This window comes from Maridesulfovibrio frigidus DSM 17176, assembly GCF_000711735.1.
In the GTDB taxonomy this organism is placed as follows: domain Bacteria; phylum Desulfobacterota; class Desulfovibrionia; order Desulfovibrionales; family Desulfovibrionaceae; genus Maridesulfovibrio; species Maridesulfovibrio frigidus.
This window is the reverse complement of record NZ_JONL01000007.1, coordinates 60,656-79,280: the sequence shown is the minus strand read 5'-3', so window position 1 is coordinate 79,280 and position 18,625 is coordinate 60,656. Positions and strand designations below refer to the sequence as shown.

Sequence of the window (18,625 nt, the reverse complement as noted above, 5' to 3'; positions counted from 1 at the left end):
ATTACATATATGATAGATTTTACATACGTAATTAAACAGTCTGCATAATTCTTAACTGTCTATATTAACACCTCTTTTGCGTAATATAGAACAAAATGAGTTGAATTACTTAGCAGCCTGATAAATTGGTTCAATATTTTAAAGCGACTCCCGGAGGATTTTCTAAGCGATGAGCGATTATAAAAAGACCCTGTGTCTGCCAAAAACAAAATTTCCAATGAAGGCAAATCTCAAGCAGCGCGAACCTGAAATGCTTAAACGCTGGGAAGAGACCGGGGTCTATAACAAAATGGTTGAGGCCAATAAAGATGCTGAGCAATATGTTCTGCATGACGGCCCTCCTTATGCTAACGGGCACATTCACATGGGTACTGCCATGAATAAGGTGCTTAAAGATATCATAATCAAATCCCGCAACATGCAAGGCCAGCTCGCCGAATATGTTCCCGGTTGGGATTGTCATGGTCTGCCAATCGAGCATAAAGTTGCACAGGATCTTAAGAAAAAGAAAAAAGAACTTCCAACTCTTATCATCCGCAAACTTTGTCGCGAATATGCACTTAAATTTGTTGATATCCAGCGCAAGGAATTTAAACGCCTAGGCGTTTTAGGTGTATGGGACAATCCTTACCTGACACTTAAACCTGAGTACGAAGCAGCAACTGCGCGTGAACTTGGGAAATTTATGGAAAATGGGTCTGTCGTTCGAGGCAAAAAACCTATTCACTGGTGTTGTTCATGTAAAACAGCACTAGCTGAAGCGGAAGTCGAACACGAAGATCACTCTTCGCCATCCATTTATGTCCGCTTTCCTTTAAATGATGAAAAAGTTCTGAAAGCACTTCCTGCGGATGTTGCTTCTAAAGTTGATCTGTCCCGTACATTTGTTTGTATCTGGACAACAACTCCGTGGACATTGCCTAATAATATGGCAGTAGCTCTGCACCCTGAATTTGATTACTGCGTAGCCGAAGTAAACGGTGATTTTTACATTCTCGCTGAAAGACTTCTCCCTGTTTGTGCAGAGTCTTTCGGTTGGGAAAAATACAACATGCTTGCTACATTTGAAGGTTCCAAACTTGAAGGAGCTGTTGCAAAACACCCCTTCTACGACAGAGAATCTCCCGTAGTTCTTGCTGATTACGTAACTCTCGATAGTGGTACTGGTTGTGTTCACACAGCTCCGGGTCATGGTCGTGAAGATTTTGAAACAGGTAATCGTTACGGACTTGAAGTGTACTCACCGATCAATAATGATGGTGTTTATCTCAAGGAAGTTGAATTTTTTGCAGGAATGAATGTTTTCGCGGCAAACCCCAAAGTCATCGAGAAACTCGAAGAAGTTGGCAATCTACTTGCTCGTGAAGACATTTCTCACTCCTACCCTCATTGCTGGCGCTGTAAAGAGCCTGTAATATTCCGCGCAACAACACAGTGGTTTATCTCCATGGAGAAAAACGACCTGCGCAAAAACACCCTTAAAGCTATCAAGGATGACGTAAACTGGATTCCTGCTTGGGGTGAAAATCGTATCTTTAAGATGATCGAAAACAGGCCTGACTGGTGTATTTCACGCCAGCGCAATTGGGGCGTTCCAATCATCGCGCTTATTTGTCAGGAATGTGATGAAGTATACAATGAAGCCAAATGGGTATTCTCAGTAGTAGACGAATTTGAGAAGCACGAAACTGGCTGTGATTACTGGTTTGAAAAAACAGTCGAAGAGATTGCACCTGCTGGACTTAAATGTCCTAAATGTGGCGGCAATCACTGGGATAAAGAAACCGACATCCTTGATGTATGGTTCGATTCAGGAACCAGCTTCGCAGCTGTAGTTGAAAAAAGAAAAGAGCTCCGCTTCCCTGCCGACCTTTACCTTGAAGGTTCAGATCAGCATAGAGGATGGTTCCATAGCTCACTCTTAGCTTCTATGGCGACTCGCAAGACGCCTCCTTACCGCACTGTTCTGACACATGGCTATGTTGTTGATAAACATGGTAAAAAGATGTCTAAATCCATCGGTAACGTAATCGCGCCGCAGGAAATCATTGACCAGCACGGTGCTGAAATTCTGCGCATGTGGGCTTCCGCTGTTAACTATCAGGAAGATGTCCGTATCTCTGACGAAATTCTCAACCGCATGGTTGATACTTACCGCAGAGTTCGTAATACCTGCCGTTACCTCCTTGGTAATCTGGATGGGTTCAATCCTGAGACAGACGCTGTTGCAGTTTCAGATCTTCTGCCAATTGATAATTTCGCATTAGATCTAGTAACAAGACAGCACAACATTATTCAGAAAGCATACACAGAGTTTGAATTCCACAAGGTTTACCATACTCTGCATAACCTCTGTACTACAGAGCTATCAGCATTCTACCTCGATATCATCAAGGACAGACTTTACGTGTCCGGTGCAACCAGCCTTGAACGCCGCTCAGCGCAGACAGTTCTGTGGCAGGTTACTATGATGATGTTGCAGGATATGGCTCCGGTTCTTTCCTTTACTTCTGAAGAAGCGTTCTCGCATCTGGCTGAAGAAATGAAATGCGGAGTTGATACTGTATTTGCTATGCGCCCACAGTTCCTTAAAGCTGACATCAGCGATGATGAAAGAGCTAAATGGGAACTTCTTATGGACGTTCGTAGCGAAGTGACAAAAGCAATTGAGCCGCTACGCAGAGAAAGAGTTATTGGTCACTCACTTGATACCCAGATCACTATTTTTGCTGATGAAACCATCACAAAAGCACTCGATGGCGTTAAGATGCGCGAATTCTTCATTGTTTCTGGTGTAGAGGTTAAACCTTTTGCCGAAGCTGGTGAAGATGCTGTTAAGCCTGAAGAATTAGAAGGTCTTGCAGTTGGTGTTGTGAAGTCTGAAGGTGAAAAATGTAGTCGCTGCTGGAGATATGATTCTTTAGGAGCAAACGCAGATCATCCTGAGCTTTGCCCACGCTGTACCGCAGTAATTGTTGGCGAATAAGTTTCAGCGATTTTATAGTTATAAAACCTCATGCCCCCGCTCTCATTGATTTATGAGGACGGGGGCATGTTTGCAAAAAAGGGCTTTCAATGAAGAAATACTCACTGGCTGGAATTATTGCCGCAGTGATCATTATTTTTGATCAGATTACCAAAGTTGCTGTTCGCAGTAATATGGAGTTGTGGTCTTCAAAATCATTGATTCCTGACTATTTCAATTTGGTCTACGTGGTGAATAAAGGGGCCGCTTTCGGCTTTTTGAATCGCGGAGATATCACATGGCAGCGCACATTTTTTATAGTTATTACCGTTGTAGCGCTCAGCGCGATCGGCATGCTTTTAAAGTCTACTGACAAGAAAGACACTTTTGCAATATCCGGCCTTGGTTTGATTCTTGGCGGAGCTGTTGGGAATTTGATTGATAGAATTCTTTACGGTGAAGTTACAGATTTTTTGGATGTTTATGTAGGCACGCATCACTGGCCAGCATTTAATATTGCCGACATAGCCATATGTTTAGGTGCATTTGCAATGATCATTTCTATCTATCGGAATAAACCTGATGCATCCGATTCTGTTTAATATAGGCGATCTAACAATATACAGCTACAGCGTGTATCTCACTGCTGGATGTCTGTTGGCTATGGGGTGGACAATGCGTGAAGCACGGCTAAAAGATTTGCCGTATTCCCTCGCTCCCGTTGCCGGAACAATTGCCATTATATGCGGACTTATCGGTGCGCGGGCACTTTATGTTACGCTCTACTCTCACGAATTTATTAGTAATCCCGTTGAAATATTTTATATATGGCAAGGTGGACTGGTTTTTTCAGGGGCGTTTTTATTTGGCTCCCTGAGCGGTTTACTTTTCCTTAAATCGCGACAAGAACCGGTACTGCCATGGCTAGATTGCTTTGTACCCGGAATAGCTCTAGGTCAAGCCGTCGGGCGCTTGGGATGTTTTTTCGCTGGATGTTGCTATGGAAAAGTCACAGACCTTTCCTGCGGGATAACTTTTACAGATTTAGATTCTTTAGCACCATTAGGGCGTTCATTGCACCCCACGCAGTTATATCATAGTCTGGCGGGGCTGATTACGTTTTTAATTCTGATCTTTGCCAAAAAGTTTATCAAGAGTGACGGTAAATTGACCGGATTATTTCTAGTATTGTTTTCTGTTTTCAGATTTATTATTGAATTCTTCAGAGCGGACTACCGCGGTCACTTTGGACCGATCAGTGTTACACAATTCATTGCACTGGTAGTATTCTCACTCGGGATTTACTTTTTGTTTATAAATAAGCACAGGAGCACATAATGTTTTTTGGTAATATACCCACCCTTCCTGCCGAAACATGGTTCATTATTCTTGGCAGCGTTGGATTCTTTGCGGCACTGACTCTTTTTGCTATATGGGATGCATTTAAAAGGGAATTCCCTTCTAATATGGAAAAAGTAGGTTGGATTCAGCTTGTAATTTTTATTCCCTTTTTAGGCTGTCTGGCATACTTTATTCTTGGACGAAACAGGGGGAAGAAGTATGAAGAAGAATAGCTTTAAAAAATCACTTATTTCCGGAGTGCTTATCCTTATAGCTGCGGTCGGCCTTGCCGGACTTAGCGGCTGTGTTACAACTTCTGATATGGATAGCCTCAGGCTGGAAGTAAGACAGAGCAGAAGCCAACTGAATAAAAAGATCGACACTCTTGATCAGCAGATGAATCAAGCTGATACTTCCATACGTGACGAAATTAAAACTTCAAGCACCCCAGTGCAAAACCGTCAGGCTAACATATGGGCAGAAGTTAATACTTTAAAAATAGAAGTCGCGAAGATTCAAGGATCCTTGGATACTCTTGCTACTTCAATGTATGATTTAAACGGTGGAGATTCTAACAGTACTGTCTCTTTAAATGAACTTACACAGCAGTTTTATGCTATGCGTATGGCTCTTGAAAGCCAGCTTGATATGAATTTGGATCTGATTCAGCCTCATCCAGAAACTGAGAACAAATATCACAAAGCCGTTTCAGCAACAACACCAGCACCAGTCGGAATTGCTGCCGTTGTTACTCCAGTTGTTAAGAAAGAAGCACCAGCTGATCCAGCTAAAGCACTTTACAATAAGGCTCTTGAGTTATTTAAAGTTCGAGAATATAAAAAAGCGATTGTTGATTGGTCAGAGTTTACCAAAGCCTTTCCTAAAAATAGCCTTGTACCTAATGCCATATTTTGGAAAGGTGAATGTTATTACCAACTGAAAGACTATCCTAATGCAGCACTGAAGTATCAAGTTATCATAGGTAAATATCCTAAGAGTAATAAATATAACTCAGCTATGCTTAAACAAGGATTAAGTCTAATCAAGCTCGGAAAAACTAAATCCGGTAAATACATTCTTGAAGATCTTGTGAAAAAAGCTCCTGATTCCCTTGAAGCGAAAAGAGCTAAACAATATCTTAAAAATCTTAAATAATATTATTCATAAAATCTTTTACTTGGAAGTACCTAAATGACTGAAAATAAGAATTTCAATAAAATAGTTCATTTATCTTTCCCACCTACAGTTTCAGGGCGACCTGTAATTTGTAATCTCGGTAAGCTTTATAATCTTAGCTTCAATATTCTTAAAGCAGACATAAATCCCCGCCATGAGGGAAGCATGACTCTTGAAATTATGGGGCCTGAAGAAGAGTTTCATAAGGGGCTGAATTATATTAAAGAGAACGGGATTAAAGTTATTCCTGTTACGCAAAAGATTTCAAGAGACGAAGAGTCCTGCATGCATTGCGGAATGTGTCTTGCTATGTGCCCTACCGGAGCTCTTTCTTTAGACATGGATACTCGCAAGGTTCTTTTTGAACTGGACAAGTGTACAGCTTGCGGAATGTGCACAAAAGTCTGTCCTGTTCGCGCAATGGAAAATGACCCTCAGGAGAAAGAAAACAGGACAACGTAATGGATAGAGAAGCCGTTCATCACACAAGTGTTAAGACTCGTATCAAAGGATATGGGAGAATAGCGTCGTCGCTCACAACAGAGCCTCTGTTCAGGGGAAGCGTTGGGGGGAAGAAGCATCCGGCAGAAGATCTAGATGACTCTAAAGTACCTGAGTGGTTGAAAGTGTACGTCATCGAGCTTGATAGAAAGCTGGACCAACTGCTCGGCATTCAAAGTATTCAAGATCTATCTAAAGACTTTCCGATTGATATGGAAATTATAGAAATTTCCGGAAATCGGATCATTTTCCGTTCAGATTTTTCGATCAAGCCCAAAAATATAATGGAAATTGTTCTCGTTTTAAATCAAGTTCCATTAAGAATGGCTGGCGCAAAGGGACTTGTTGAAACGGGAACGGATTCTAAAACATGGGTTATGGATTTTAGCTATATCAAAGAGCATGATCTTGAATCCATAATTAAATTTGTTTTTAGTGAACAGCGAGAACTGATAAGAACGCATAAGATCCGCTAGCTATGTGTTATGCTTTTATAGCCATAAATCTGTAATATTATAACCCCGAAGGAGCGCGCAGTGATTAACGACGATCAAATCGTACGTGACATGATGGAAAAAGTTTCTGAAGATCTGACCAAAAGCTTAAAAGAAAGCATAACCTCAGCTATTCAGAAAGAGATTTCCAAAAGTATGTCTAAAACACTGCTTGAAGGGGAATTTTATCGCAGAATTAATGACGATCTTCAAAGTGGTTTAAAAGAAATATATCAAGAAGTTTCAAAAGCAAAAAAAGGCCCTATCAATGCTTCTGCAGATATGCAGATCGAAGGCAATCCTGATGACTTGTTCAATGAAGCATCAGACCAGCTGGATGCAATTATGCGCACAACTGAGAAAGCTGCTCAAGAAATTATGGATATTGTTGAGAAGCTTCAGGAAACTCAGTTTGCTCTTACTGGCATAATAAAAGCTTTTGAATCAGGTGGTGTAAAAAAAGAGCAACGCGTTCAACTTGGTGAGATTAACCAAGAGCTTGGAGCGGACCTCATGACCATCATGACTACTTTGAGTTTCCAGGATCTCACTGGGCAGAGAATCAAGATTATTGTCGACACAATTAAAAGTGTAGAAAAAATTGTTCTCGATTTATACATGTCCACAGGACTTAAGATTAAGGCCCGTGAAAAAGCTCCTGAAAAGTCACTTGCAGAATTAAATCAGGTGGCAGAAGTTCAAATGAGTGATTTAAAGGGGCCTACTGAAAAGTCTGAACAGGGAGAAGTTGACGACCTACTCGCTTCTCTCGGAATGTAGCTGGTTTTTATTTTATATAAAATTTTAAAGCGCGCTCTGTTCAACCGAACAGAGCGCGCTTTTTTTTGAACTGAATTTGTTTTCAAGCAGAGATTATCGTTGTTTAGCTTTTCATCATTTCTGCAATTAACTCTGCGCAAGTTGTTAAGGACTTAATCTCAATAAATTCTTCTAGTGTGTGAACTTTGCTCATTCCAATTCCGAGAGTCAGAGCGCTATATCCTTTGCCATAAAGTATATTGGAATCACTACCGCCACCGGTACTGACCTGCTTTGGTTCTAGCCCAATATTTTTACAGCTTTGCTCAGCTTTGGCTAAAAGTGGACTGTCTTTATCTACATGCAGAGCAGGATAAGAAATTTCATAAGCGAACTTGTGATCTCCACCGAATTTTAACGCTGAATCGGCACAGCATTTTTTCATATGTTCAATAATTTTCTGGAAGGTTTGATCATTTGCAGAACGAACTTCTGCAGAAAGTGTAACTTTATCAGTAACGATATTGGTAGCACCTCCACCTTCAATTCTTCCAAGGTTTGCTGTTGTATTTTCATCGATACGCAGCAGCTTCATGTGTGTTACAGCCTCGGCCGCAATTTGAATAGCGCTTATCCCGGATTCTGGCACAATGCCCGCGTGCGCGGATTTTCCTATAAAAGTAATATCAATGCCTGCTTTTGCGGGAGCCTCGACAACAATAGTGCCTACAGCACCTCCAGAATCAAGCACAACCACTTCTTTCACTGGAAATAAGCTAAGATCCATATTCTTGGCACCATGCATGCCTGACTCTTCACAAATCGAAAACATCAAATATATATCGGGATGTGGAATATTTTCTTCTTGTAGATGCTGGATGGCTTCAATCATCATGGATAGTCCAGCTTTATCGTCACCGCCAAGAACGGTGTCTCCCGAGCTGTATACAATGTCTTCTTTGATAACCGGTACAACTCCGCAGCACGGATATACACAATCCATATGAGCTGAAAATCCTATGGGGTCCCCGCTGCCAGTTGCCGGAATGCGAACATACACATTCCCGGTATTACCGCCACATGCCTCACCTGCCGAATCCTGCGCAATCTCATACCCTTTTTCTTTCATCAACGAGCAAAGATATTTCGATACGTTCTTTTCTTTAAGAGAGGGACTGTCTATTTTTACTAAATTTAAAAACAAATTTAAAATACGATCTTTATTTATCACTTTGCACCAACTTTTATTCGTAATTTATTGATATTTGTAAATATCACTTAAGTTTAGATAATGAAAGTTGAAAATAATTACTTCTTTTCATACCCTTCACCCTTCAAAACTTCTCCATTATACAGAAATTCTTCATATCCTACACCCCAGTCTCGCATGCTTTCTAATACAGGCATTAAACTTACGCCGATTGGTGTCAGCGAATATTCAACCTTTGGCGGAACAACTTTGTATACTTCACGGTGAACAAGGCCATCGCCTTCGAGTTCCCTAAGTTGTTTCGTGAGCATTCTTTCAGTTATTTCAGGCATCTTTTTGCGTAATTCACCAAACCGCAAAACTTTTTCACGGAACAGTAAATATAAAATAATCGGTTTCCACTTGCCGCCTATAACAAGTAGCGTCAGTTCAAAAAAACACTTATACTCTTTACCGTTAAACTCTTTTATGGCGCATGGCATATTCAAAACCTCTTTATACTATACTTTATGTAAGTACATATCAAAAAAGTGGGTACTTGTACAAAAGGAAGTTTAGGGTATTATCAGCCTGTCTTTAACGTTAAATACGGAGAAAAAAATGTACGCATTAGCTATTAACGGAAGTCCACGCAAAGGTGGTAATACAGAAATATTATTAGAAACAACCCTAGAGCCTCTGACTGAAGCTGGCTGGGAAACTGAGCTTATTAAAGTTGGTGGAAAACCTATGCATGGCTGCATGGCTTGTTATAAATGTATGGAAAATAAAGATAATAAGTGTGTTCTTAAAACGGATAATTTCAATGAAATATTTGAAAAGATCTCAAGAGCTGATGCTATTATTTTAGGATCTCCTACATATTTCACAGATGTTTCAGCCGAACTTAAAGCTGTTTTAGATCGTACAGGTATTGTTTCGATTGCAAATGGTCAGGTTTTGAGAGGTAAAATCGGAGCAGCAGTTGTGGCTGTGAGACGAGGCGGAGCGACACATGTTTATGATACAATTAACCATATGTTTCTTATGAGCCAGATGATTGTGCCGGGTTCAACCTATTGGAATATGGGTTACGGTAGAGAGAAAGGTGATGTTAAAAACGATGCTGAAGGTCTTCGCAACATGAATCATTTGGGAATGGCTATTGCGTGGCTTGGCAAGGCAGTAAAGCCACATATTAGCTCTTACCCTGCTCCGCGCGATTAAATTTTATATAAAAATTATTTATAAAAAATATAATAGTAAGTAAAAAGCCTTTTCCGCATTGGAAAAGGCTTTTTACTTTTTTAACTAAATACCTATTAATGCAAGTATAAATAGTAAAAAATAAGGATTATTTACTATTGTACATATTTATTTTTACACTACTAAGTGTAACTTAAGATACTTGCCATATTACGAACTAGAATATATATAAGTTAGATATCGAATATAATTTATTTTAGCTGTAATATTTCCTGGGGAGGTAAATATGAAAAATAAATCAATGCTGTTTGTCTCAGCTTTACTGATGATTTTACTGGCAGTTCCAGCAGCAGCTTCAAATTACTCCTTTGGCGATTCAAAGTATAAAATTGTTACTTCGAAAGGTATTTCTTGGAATGATGCTAGGCTTGCGGCTGAAGCAGCAGGCGGACATCTTGCGACCATAACTTCTATTGAAGAAAATAATTTTCTTAAAGATAGAATTTTCAAAAATAAAAAAGATGCTTACTGGCTTGGTGCTTACCAAACTGGTGATAATGATAAAAGCACTCCAACTGAAAATTGGAATTGGGTAACTGGTGAAGAATGGAACTTTGCAGACTGGTCTAATGTTGAACCAAATAATGCACAGATTAACGAAATTCACCTTAGTGCTGATTCAAGGTACCAATTTCAATGGAATGACGAAGGTAGTGCCATCGACACTATGATTAAGGGCTATGTGATAGAAACAACATCAACTCCAACCCCTACTCCGATTCCTGCTGCAATTTGGCTGTTGGGCGCTGGCGTTGTCGGACTTGCTGGATTTAAGGGTAAGTCTAAGAAATAAATAGTTTAGATTCTCATTTTACACGCTCTATAAGTAATTACAAAGGTTTAGAAGATTATTCTTCTAAACCTTTGTTTTATGGAAAATACAAATTAAGATACAAGATGCTTTTCTTAGTTAAGGTTTTTGATAAAGATCAAAGGTACTTGAAATATATATTTGCAGGCTTAATCTTAAAATGAACTTAGCTGAATAAATTTTTAAAAAGAAAAAAAGCCCTGAATCTTATTTATAAGATTCAGGGCTTAAAATTTTGCTAGCAGCTAATATGAGTCGGCTCATAGCAAATAAAATTAAGTATGAATTAAAATCCGCAGGCTTCCGGCTTTGTTCCATCTGCTAAACTGAGCATCTCTCTTAATATTTTAAGAGTCTCTTCCGCCTCAGATGTCTCAATTTTGCGAAGAGCAAAACCAGCATGAACTATTAAGTAATCCCCAACCTTAACGTCTTCTGCCATAAGCATTAACGAAACATCAAGGTATGTCTCACCTTCACCCACACGACAATGTGCCATCTTGTCATTAATGGACTCAATTTCAACAGGAATAGCTAAACACATGAAATAAACCCCTTATTTACGGTTAATGTCCTGGCTTACAAAGGATTAAAACTACCGCCGGCAGCTTTCACTTCAATAAGTACTTTTTCCTTCATAACCGGAAGCTGTACTTTAACGGTGTCAGAAACATGCTCGCACATTGTCTCGTAATCAAAAGGCTCAATACCTACGACAACACAATCCGGGCGGCTGTCGCATAGATCACATAAAACTAATGTATCAAGTAAGTCTGTCTGATGCATGGAATCTTTAAAGGCAAGACTCTTACGTAAATCCTCTCCTGTCAAGCGGTAAACAGAACCGGGTTTATCATCACCCAGTACAGCATCAACCACTATAAGCATATCACATTCCATAATTGGTCCCATTAATATGGTCCCAAGTGTGCCGCCATCCATAAGGGTCACGTTCGGTGAGAAAGAGTATTCTTTTTCTAAATCAGTTATAACTTTAACGCCGATACCTTCATCGGTGAAAAGGATATTTCCAACTCCAAGAACTAAAATTTTTTGATTGTCAGACATCTTAATCCTTTTTAAATGAAAAACGGGAACTCAGCGAGGCCGAGTTCCCGTTAAGTAATCTAAATTAAGGGATTTACATCACCTTAAACTTGTGAACCTCGTTAGTTCTAGCATCGATAACATGCACACCACAAGCAATGCAAGGATCGTATGAATGAACAGTACGTAGAATTTCAACCGGACGCTTAGCATCAGCAATTGGAGTTCCAATAAGGGCTTCTTCAACTGCGGACATTTTGTTCTGGTTACAGCGTGGTCCGAGATTCCATGTTGAAGGAACAACAAGCTGGAAGTTCTCGATTTTGCCGCCTTTAATTTTAATCCAGTGTGAAAGACCACCGCGAGGTGCTCCAACAAAACCGACACCTTCAGCTTCAGAAGGCATTTCAAAATCAACCGCGATGTCGGAGTTTCCTGAATTAATGTTATCTTCGAGGTTATCAACCCACTCTTCCATGGCCCCAGCCACAACAGCGGTTTCAATACCACGAGCTGCAGTACGTCCAAGAGTCGAGAAAAGAGCTTCTTTTCCAACACCGAGGGTACCGAGGACGCTATCAACAACAGGTACGAATGCTTTATTTCCCCTAGCGTAAGCTGTGAGAACGTGAGCAAGAGGACCAACTTCCATGGACTCTCCCTTATAACGAGGAGCTTTCATCCATGAGTAGCGATCTTTATCTTCGTAACTAGTATACTGAGGATCAGTTTCGCCATCATAAGGGTGCAAGGAAGACTCACCCTTATACCAGCTGTGTTTAATATCTTCTTTGATTGCGTTAGGATCGAAGTCCATAACATTACTAAGATCACGGTTCATAATTACACCCTGAGGGATGAAGCGACTGTTAATGTCTGTTTCATCACTTGGGAATTCACCGAAGCTTAGGAAGTTCTGAGTTCCGCCGATTCCAGCCCAGTCTTTGTAGTTGGAAGCAACCATTAAGAGGTCAGGAATGTAGCATTCATCAACAAATGCTTTAGTTTCTTTGTACAGGTCTTTGAACTCTTGGATACGTTCTTTTGATAAAGATTCGTAACAAGTTACACCACCAACAATGGTGAACTGAGGATGCGGGTTCTTAGCGCCGAATACAGCCATAGCACGGGCAGCTTTGACCTGAAGATGTAGACCTTCGAGGTAATGAGCTGTTGCGATAAGGTTTTCTTCAGGCTTCAGGTAGTACGCATCGTGACCACCGAGGAAGTATGCATTGGTAAAAATACCAAGCTGACCAGATTCAACAAATGCTTTCAGTTTAGTCTGAACAGCTTTGAGGTCTTCTGGTTTAGTAACACGTGATGACATGCTGTTTGCGAGTTTAGCTGCCTTAACAGGATCAGCTTGAAGTCCGCTAACAACGTCTACCCAGTCAAGGGCATGTAGATGATAGAAATGAACAATATGATCGTGTAGATACTGAGAAGCCATAACTAGATTACGAATAATTCTAGCATTTGCAGGGAGTTGTTTATCAACGCCTACAGCATTCTCAACTGCGCGGGTTGAAGCAAGAGCATGTACGTAAGTACAAACACCACAGGAACGCTGAGTGAAATGCTGTGCGTCTCTAGGGTCGCGTCCTTTAAGAATGATTTCCAGTCCGCGGAACAGCTGTGCGCTGGACCATACGTTACTGACTTTACCATTCTCAACTTCAACTTCAATTTTTAGATGTCCTTCGATTCGAGTAAGCGGGTCAACCGTAACGGGACCTGAGTAGTTCTTATCAAAGGGGGTGGCCGCTACAGCTGGCCCCGATTTAGACTTACATCCAGACATATACAATCCTCCAAAAAATAGAATGTAACTTCAACAAACTTCTAATTTAAATGATGAAACTAACCCTGCTCGTAGAACGGGCTCATTGCATCCCAGAAGTCTGGCTCACTACAACCGATGCACGGATGTCCAGCTTCAATAGGCCAGTTGGTCTGATTAAACTTGACTTTTGGACAGTTGTTGTATGTATCCGGTCCCTTACAACCTAGCTCGTAAAGGCAGTAGCCCTTTCTAGCTTCTTCGGAACTGAAAGATGGTGCAAATTCGTCAGCTTCAAAATGCTTAAGTCTTGGGCAATTGTCATGAACAGACTCGCCATAGAAGAGAGTCGGACGACCGTCACTATCAAGTTCAGGAACACCCTTAGTAAGGAAGTGAACAACTGCGCCAACAAAATTGAATGGGTTAGTCGGGCAACCAGGTAGATTTACGGTCGTAACTCCACCAAGTGCTTCACTTACGCCCATTGCCTGAGATGGATTCGGCGCCGCAGCCTGAACACCACCGTAACAGGCACAAGTACCGATACAGATGGTAGCCATTGCTTTAGGAACAATTTCCTTACAAATATCAAGCATTGTTTTTCCGGCAACTTTCCCCATTACCCCTTCGTGAGCAGTAGGTACTCCACCTTCAATAACACAGATAAAGCCTTCAGGAGCGTTTATAGCATCATGCAAAGCTTCTTCAGCAGCATGTCCTGCCGCAGCCATGATAGTTTCATGGTAATCAAGAGAAATCGTGTCGAGAATCAAAGCATCGATGTAAGGAGAAACAGTACGAAGAACAGCCTCTGAACAGCCGGTACATTCGGCCATGTGCAGATAGACAACAGACGGACGCCTTTTCTGGGTAAGAGCAGCAGCTACTTCAGTAGCATAAGCAGGTCCCATTCCCATAATAGCGGCAGTCGTTGCGCAGAACTTCATAAAGTCACGGCGTGATACGCCATTCTGCTCCAGGCGTTGCTCCGCTCCTTCTTTTCCAAGTCCCACAGAGAATTTCATAAAAACCTCCATCCTCTAATTAGATATCAAAGAGTCGTGCTCTCTGACGACACCGTCTCCATGATGGAACCAGAAACATATCCAGTGCCGGAAACCGTGGGTTTGAACTAATAATATACCCTTCTGCAGTTGCAATTAGATTTAATGCACATGCAAAAAAATCTAAATCTCTTGTCCAAGCAACTGCTTATCTATTGGTAATACTGATTACATGTAAACCATTTAACTATGACTGCGTCAACCCAAAATACTAAATTATTGATTTAGATGACTTAGAGCCCCTTTTATAGACAAAAACAGCACTAAATAGCGCCAAATAGCACGATTTATAGTTTGTTATGCACGGAGATTGCCTGAATTGTAATAAAGTATTGCGACAATCATAATTGCGATAAATGCAATCACATCAGCATTGTTAATACCATTGCGCGCAATGATGTTATCAGCAAAAAAAAGAAGACTTGCTCCTGTAAAAGGAGCAAGTCTTCTTAAAAAAAATCTTTAATGAAGTAACTTAGGAGTTTTTTTGTCTTGTGAAACTATGCGTCCCTTTTTTGAAGGGCCTCTAAAACTTTTTCTTTTATTTGAGAAAAAATTTCATCGGGGGTTTGATCAGCATTAATAATTTTAATTCTGTCATTATTCAATGCCGCCCATGTTAAATACCCTTCACGGACTCTTGAATGGAAATCAATTGATTCTGCCTCGAAACGTCCTTCTTCAAGGGTCTTGTTTTCGTCCATATTACGGGTTGTGGCTCTTCTGAGTCCCAGTTCCGGCTCAATGTCCAGTAAAATGGTTAAATTCGGCCAGCAGCCAGATACTGCAACCTCATTAAGTTCTCGCAAAAGCAAAGGTTCAAGACTCCGTCCATATCCTTGATAGACAATGGTAGAATCTGCAAAACGGTCTGATATAATGATTTTGCCAGCTTCAAGTGCTGGCTTAATAACCTGACTTACGTGCTGAGCTCTGTCTGCAAGGTACAGAAATAACTCGCACTGACCGGTAATATCAGTACTTTCCATATTAAGAAGTATTTTACGCAACTCTTTACCGATTCTGCTGCCGCCTGGCTCAAGTGTCACATCAACATTGTGCCCGGACTCTTCAAGAAATTTTACAAGCTTTTTAATCTGTGTCGTTTTTCCGGTACCCTCTATACCTTCAAAGGTAATGAACATTGACCCCCCTTTTTTTTGATGTCTGATTGAAGATTATTTTCATCAGGTGACTTTTGTGACCTGAATAAGTACCTTTCAAGAAAACGCTGGTATGGTGTCCAGTTGCTTTCAGCCCCTTCAATTTTATCAAGTTCAGCAAAAATTGTGTTCATCTTGGCATCTAAGTTATCTGCAAAATGTAAGATAAATGCTTCAGGTGTTTTGGGACGCTTGGGTGCACCATACTCATATTCCCCATGATGAGACAATATCAAATGTTTAAAGTGAAGCTTTAAGTTGTCGTCGAGATCTTTAGCTTTCTTTAAGAAAGGTTCAAGCACTTCTACACCTATATGAATGTGTCCGAGTAAACGACCTTCGTCTGTATAGTCATTTTTTAAGCCTCCAGACAACTCCCAAGCCTTACCTAAATCGTGAAAAATAGCTGCAGCGAGTACAACCTGACGGTCAACTTCTGGATAGTTATCACATATGGACATGCACAGCTTAGCAACTGCAAGCGTATGTTCTAACAATCCGCCGACATATGCATGGTGTACAACCTTTGCACCTGTAGCAAAGAGAAGACGCTTATGGATTTCTTCATCCTTAAGGACTTTTCTACAAAACTTTTTCCATGGATTATGATTCATATGTTCAGCAACCATGTAATCAAGTTCCTGCATCATATCTTCAGGTCGCTCAGGACTAGAAGGAAGAAAATCCGATATTTCTAGTTTATATGATTCTGGATCAAGAATTTCAAGTTGCTCTATTGTTATCTGCGGCTGATCTCTAAAAGATCCTACCATTCCTCCAGCAACGACAAACATTCCCGCGTCAAGATTTGTAAAAGATTGACTTAACGGGCTCCATATTTTGGCTTCAACCGCTCCAGTTTTATCCTGCAAACGTAGATTCCAGAATGGTCCATTCTTAGATTCTCTAATTTGGGCGTCAGAAATCAAGAAAATATCTCTGACTCTTTGCCCCTTAATAATATCTGTAATATATGTAGTTTTTTGTGACACTTCTTGCTATTCCCAAGTTGCTTTGATACCTCGCCTTCAAGGCTATAGTTTTTTCACTATAGCCGAAGACAAAATGTTAATTACTTTAATAGATGTATTCATAGTCAAAGCAATAGAAGACTGTCCAATAGAAAAATTATGAACATACTTTTGACAAATGATGACGGAATCGAAGCCGTCGGCTTAAGAGCCCTTTATCACAGCATGAAAAAAGCTGGGTTATCTGTACAAGTTGTAGCTCCTGTCACAGAGCAATCTGCTGTTGGACATGCTATTTCTTTATCTTCGCCGCTTCGTGTTAAAGAATTTGAGGAAGACGGATTTTCTGGACTTGGTGTCTACGGCACGCCTGTAGACTGCGTTAAGCTGGCAATGACGACACTACTTGAAAATAAGCCGGACATTGTTATTTCCGGCATTAACAACGGTGCGAATACTGGAGTTGATATACTCTACTCTGGTACGGTATCAGCTGCAACTGAAGGTGCGCTCATGGGAATTCCGGGATTGGCCGTTTCTTATGACGACTTCAACCCTACGGATCTTACTGAGCAGGCAGATTACTGCGTCAAAATGCTTAGTAAATTACCGTGGGATAGCATGGCTGAGAAAACTGTTCTCAATTTAAATTTCCCAGCACTCCCGATTGCGGACACGCAAGAAATAAAATTTTGCCGCCACACACGGGTATCGTGGAAAGATTGGTATCATGTTCGTCAGGACCCGCGTGGGCGTCCATATTACTGGCTTGACGGTATCATGCCAAAGGACAATATCAGTCCCGGCACTGATAGAGATCTGCTTACAAAGGGGTATATCACTATGACCCCACTTCATTTTGATTTTACAAATCGTGAAGCAATTGCAACTCTCGAAAAGTCCTTTGGTCAATAATCAACATGGTTTTTAAACTGTTTATAGACATTTACTTTCTATCTAGTGTACATATTTAATATTTGGAACCCAAAAGCGGTATAATTTTCTGATACATAAGCGCCATACTTAGTTATTTAGGATTATGGCATCTTTTGTTCAAGTTTAGCCTTACCTTTTTTGCAACAACTTTTACTTCATTCATTCTACCAAGGAGAAGTTTATGCCACTCGTTTCGCCTAAAGAAATGTTCGAAGGAGCATATGCCGGTGGTTACGCCATTGGAGCATTTAACGTAAACAACATGGAAATCATTCAGGGAATCATGGAAGCAGGAAGCGAAGAAAACGCTCCCCTAATCCTTCAGGTTTCCGCAGGTGCTCGCAAATATGCAGGTCAGGGATACATCGTTAAATTGATGGAAGCTGCTCTTGCAAAGACCGATCTACCTGTTGTTCTCCATCTTGATCACGGCCCTACCTTCGAAATGTGTAAAGAAGTCATCGACGGCGGATTTACATCTGTAATGATTGATGGTTCACATCTTCCGTTTGATGAAAATATTGCTCTGACCAAACAGGTTGTAACCTACGCGCATGATAAAGGCGTATGGGTTGAAGCTGAACTTGGCCGCTTAGCAGGTATTGAAGAAGATGTTTCTTCTGACGAACATATTTATACTGATCCTGATGAAGCAGTTGAATTTGTTGATCGCACAGGTTGTGATTCACTAGCTGTTGCAATCGGAACAAGCCACGGCGCATACAAATTTACCGGAGAAGCAAAACTGGACTTTGATCGTCTAGACAAAATCTCCGCATTGATGCCAAAGCTTCCAATCGTACTTCACGGCGCATCAAGCGTTGTGCAGGAATATGTGAAAATGGCAAACGACTTCGGTGGTGACATTGGCGGAGCTAAGGGTGTTCCTGAAGATCTGCTCCGCAAAGCCGCTTCAAAAGCTGTTTGTAAAATTAATATTGATACCGATATCCGCCTTGCAATGACAGCTGTAGTACGCAAGTACCTCGCTGAAAATCCAACGGAATTTGACCCTAGAGGTTACCTCGGTGAAGCTCGCAAAGCTGTGAAAGAAATGGTTCGCCACAAAATCACAAACGTTTTGGGATGCTCTAATAAAGCATAGACTATTATAGCCGCTCTTTTTGAGCGGCTAATTTTTTATAAGGAGTAAACT

20 protein-coding genes are annotated in these 18,625 nt (G+C 40.8%); 12 read left to right on the top strand and 8 right to left on the bottom strand.

Annotated elements, in window-relative coordinates; all coding sequences use genetic code 11:
• The first annotated feature begins 169 nt into the window (after positions 1–169).
• The 8 genes from ileS (at position 170) to BR06_RS0113900 (ending at position 7,257) form a co-directional block, all read left to right on the top strand.
• Entirely contained in the window at positions 170–2,986 is a 2,817-nt protein-coding gene (gene ileS / locus BR06_RS0113935) for an isoleucine--tRNA ligase (protein ID WP_031484086.1), read from the top strand.
• 89 nt (positions 2,987–3,075) lie between these two features.
• Positions 3,076–3,567, top strand: a complete 492-nt coding sequence (lspA, locus tag BR06_RS0113930; protein WP_031484084.1) for a signal peptidase II — start codon at positions 3,076–3,078, stop codon at positions 3,565–3,567.
• Positions 3,548–4,303 (top strand): prolipoprotein diacylglyceryl transferase, encoded by a 756-nt coding sequence (gene lgt, locus BR06_RS0113925; protein ID WP_031484082.1) that lies wholly within the window; start codon positions 3,548–3,550, stop codon positions 4,301–4,303. The genes lspA and lgt overlap by 20 nt, the downstream gene beginning before the upstream one ends.
• Positions 4,303–4,539, top strand: coding sequence for a PLD nuclease N-terminal domain-containing protein (locus BR06_RS0113920; protein WP_031484080.1), 237 nt, complete (start codon positions 4,303–4,305; stop codon positions 4,537–4,539). The genes lgt and BR06_RS0113920 overlap by 1 nt, the downstream gene beginning before the upstream one ends.
• Positions 4,526–5,461 (top strand): tol-pal system protein YbgF, encoded by a 936-nt coding sequence (ybgF, locus tag BR06_RS0113915; RefSeq protein ID WP_031484078.1) that lies wholly within the window; start codon positions 4,526–4,528, stop codon positions 5,459–5,461. The genes BR06_RS0113920 and ybgF overlap by 14 nt, the downstream gene beginning before the upstream one ends.
• A gap of 36 nt (positions 5,462–5,497) precedes the next feature.
• Positions 5,498–5,944: an NIL domain-containing protein gene (locus BR06_RS0113910; RefSeq protein ID WP_031484077.1), complete on the top strand. Its 447-nt coding sequence runs from the start codon at positions 5,498–5,500 to the stop codon at positions 5,942–5,944.
• Entirely contained in the window at positions 5,944–6,459 is a 516-nt protein-coding gene (locus BR06_RS0113905) for a PilZ domain-containing protein (protein WP_031484075.1), read from the top strand. Before BR06_RS0113910 ends, BR06_RS0113905 begins: the two co-directional genes overlap by 1 nt.
• A gap of 60 nt (positions 6,460–6,519) precedes the next feature.
• The gene (locus tag BR06_RS0113900) at positions 6,520–7,257 is read left to right on the top strand and encodes a protein phosphatase CheZ (RefSeq protein ID WP_031484072.1); all 738 of its coding nucleotides are present in this window, start codon (positions 6,520–6,522) and stop codon (positions 7,255–7,257) included.
• A 103-nt stretch (positions 7,258–7,360) separates the two neighbouring features.
• Here BR06_RS0113900 and BR06_RS0113895 read toward each other — a convergent pair whose 3' ends face one another.
• Positions 7,361–8,467 carry a M20/M25/M40 family metallo-hydrolase gene (locus tag BR06_RS0113895; protein ID WP_031484070.1) on the bottom strand — a complete coding sequence of 369 codons (1,107 nt, stop codon included), beginning with the start codon at positions 8,465–8,467 and terminating at the stop codon, positions 7,361–7,363.
• Positions 8,468–8,544: 77 nt separating this feature from the next.
• On the bottom strand, positions 8,545–8,928 hold the full coding sequence (locus BR06_RS0113890) for a winged helix-turn-helix transcriptional regulator (RefSeq protein ID WP_034603055.1): 384 nt from the start codon (positions 8,926–8,928) through the stop codon (positions 8,545–8,547).
• 118 nt (positions 8,929–9,046) lie between these two features.
• Here BR06_RS0113890 and BR06_RS0113885 point away from each other — a divergent pair, with 118 nt between their 5' ends.
• Both BR06_RS0113885 and BR06_RS0113880 read left to right on the top strand, forming a co-directional pair.
• Positions 9,047–9,652 (top strand): flavodoxin family protein, encoded by a 606-nt coding sequence (locus BR06_RS0113885; RefSeq protein WP_031484066.1) that lies wholly within the window; start codon positions 9,047–9,049, stop codon positions 9,650–9,652.
• Positions 9,653–9,917: 265 nt separating this feature from the next.
• Positions 9,918–10,484, top strand: a complete 567-nt coding sequence (locus BR06_RS0113880; protein ID WP_031484064.1) for a lectin-like protein — start codon at positions 9,918–9,920, stop codon at positions 10,482–10,484.
• Positions 10,485–10,788: 304 nt separating this feature from the next.
• Here BR06_RS0113880 and BR06_RS0113875 read toward each other — a convergent pair whose 3' ends face one another.
• From BR06_RS0113875 to BR06_RS0113850, 6 genes are all read right to left on the bottom strand, one after another.
• Positions 10,789–11,046 (bottom strand): HypC/HybG/HupF family hydrogenase formation chaperone, encoded by a 258-nt coding sequence (locus tag BR06_RS0113875; protein ID WP_031484063.1) that lies wholly within the window; start codon positions 11,044–11,046, stop codon positions 10,789–10,791.
• A 35-nt stretch (positions 11,047–11,081) separates the two neighbouring features.
• Positions 11,082–11,570, bottom strand: coding sequence for a HyaD/HybD family hydrogenase maturation endopeptidase (locus tag BR06_RS0113870; RefSeq protein ID WP_031484061.1), 489 nt, complete (start codon positions 11,568–11,570; stop codon positions 11,082–11,084).
• A 73-nt stretch (positions 11,571–11,643) separates the two neighbouring features.
• Entirely contained in the window at positions 11,644–13,353 is a 1,710-nt protein-coding gene (locus BR06_RS0113865; protein WP_031484058.1) for a nickel-dependent hydrogenase large subunit, read from the bottom strand.
• Between the two features lie 59 nt (positions 13,354–13,412).
• Positions 13,413–14,360 (bottom strand): hydrogenase small subunit, encoded by a 948-nt coding sequence (locus BR06_RS0113860; RefSeq protein ID WP_031484057.1) that lies wholly within the window; start codon positions 14,358–14,360, stop codon positions 13,413–13,415.
• 539 nt (positions 14,361–14,899) lie between these two features.
• Positions 14,900–15,544: a dTMP kinase gene (gene tmk / locus BR06_RS0113855; RefSeq protein WP_031484438.1), complete on the bottom strand. Its 645-nt coding sequence runs from the start codon at positions 15,542–15,544 to the stop codon at positions 14,900–14,902.
• On the bottom strand, positions 15,520–16,554 hold the full coding sequence (locus BR06_RS0113850; protein WP_031484055.1) for a 3'-5' exoribonuclease YhaM family protein: 1,035 nt from the start codon (positions 16,552–16,554) through the stop codon (positions 15,520–15,522). The genes tmk and BR06_RS0113850 overlap by 25 nt, the downstream gene beginning before the upstream one ends.
• A 138-nt stretch (positions 16,555–16,692) precedes the next feature.
• Between BR06_RS0113850 and surE the strand changes: the two genes are divergently transcribed.
• Both surE and fba read left to right on the top strand, forming a co-directional pair.
• Positions 16,693–17,448, top strand: coding sequence for a 5'/3'-nucleotidase SurE (gene surE / locus BR06_RS0113845; RefSeq protein WP_031484053.1), 756 nt, complete (start codon positions 16,693–16,695; stop codon positions 17,446–17,448).
• Between the two features lie 202 nt (positions 17,449–17,650).
• Positions 17,651–18,574 carry a class II fructose-1,6-bisphosphate aldolase gene (fba, locus tag BR06_RS0113840; protein ID WP_031484051.1) on the top strand — a complete coding sequence of 308 codons (924 nt, stop codon included), beginning with the start codon at positions 17,651–17,653 and terminating at the stop codon, positions 18,572–18,574.
• The last annotated feature ends 51 nt before the right edge of the window (positions 18,575–18,625 follow it).

Bases quoted from the DNA above. Each gene is read 5' to 3' on its own strand.
- BR06_RS0113885 (WP_031484066.1), top strand. From the start codon at position 9,047: ATGTACGCATTAGCTATTAACGGAAGTCCACGCAAAGGTGGTAATACA.
- ileS (WP_031484086.1), top strand. From the start codon at position 170: ATGAGCGATTATAAAAAGACCCTGTGTCTGCCAAAAACAAAATTTCCA.
- BR06_RS0113920 (WP_031484080.1), top strand. From the start codon at position 4,303: ATGTTTTTTGGTAATATACCCACCCTTCCTGCCGAAACATGGTTCATT.
- lspA (WP_031484084.1), top strand. From the start codon at position 3,076: ATGAAGAAATACTCACTGGCTGGAATTATTGCCGCAGTGATCATTATT.
- BR06_RS0113870 (WP_031484061.1), bottom strand. From the start codon at position 11,570: ATGTCTGACAATCAAAAAATTTTAGTTCTTGGAGTTGGAAATATCCTT.
- surE (WP_031484053.1), top strand. From the start codon at position 16,693: ATGAACATACTTTTGACAAATGATGACGGAATCGAAGCCGTCGGCTTA.
- BR06_RS0113905 (WP_031484075.1), top strand. From the start codon at position 5,944: ATGGATAGAGAAGCCGTTCATCACACAAGTGTTAAGACTCGTATCAAA.
- BR06_RS0113910 (WP_031484077.1), top strand. From the start codon at position 5,498: ATGACTGAAAATAAGAATTTCAATAAAATAGTTCATTTATCTTTCCCA.
- BR06_RS0113880 (WP_031484064.1), top strand. From the start codon at position 9,918: ATGAAAAATAAATCAATGCTGTTTGTCTCAGCTTTACTGATGATTTTA.
- BR06_RS0113865 (WP_031484058.1), bottom strand. From the start codon at position 13,353: ATGTCTGGATGTAAGTCTAAATCGGGGCCAGCTGTAGCGGCCACCCCC.
- BR06_RS0113890 (WP_034603055.1), bottom strand. From the start codon at position 8,928: ATGCCATGCGCCATAAAAGAGTTTAACGGTAAAGAGTATAAGTGTTTT.
- fba (WP_031484051.1), top strand. From the start codon at position 17,651: ATGCCACTCGTTTCGCCTAAAGAAATGTTCGAAGGAGCATATGCCGGT.
- ybgF (WP_031484078.1), top strand. From the start codon at position 4,526: ATGAAGAAGAATAGCTTTAAAAAATCACTTATTTCCGGAGTGCTTATC.
- BR06_RS0113860 (WP_031484057.1), bottom strand. From the start codon at position 14,360: ATGAAATTCTCTGTGGGACTTGGAAAAGAAGGAGCGGAGCAACGCCTG.
- BR06_RS0113875 (WP_031484063.1), bottom strand. From the start codon at position 11,046: ATGTGTTTAGCTATTCCTGTTGAAATTGAGTCCATTAATGACAAGATG.
- lgt (WP_031484082.1), top strand. From the start codon at position 3,548: ATGCATCCGATTCTGTTTAATATAGGCGATCTAACAATATACAGCTAC.
- tmk (WP_031484438.1), bottom strand. From the start codon at position 15,544: ATGTTCATTACCTTTGAAGGTATAGAGGGTACCGGAAAAACGACACAG.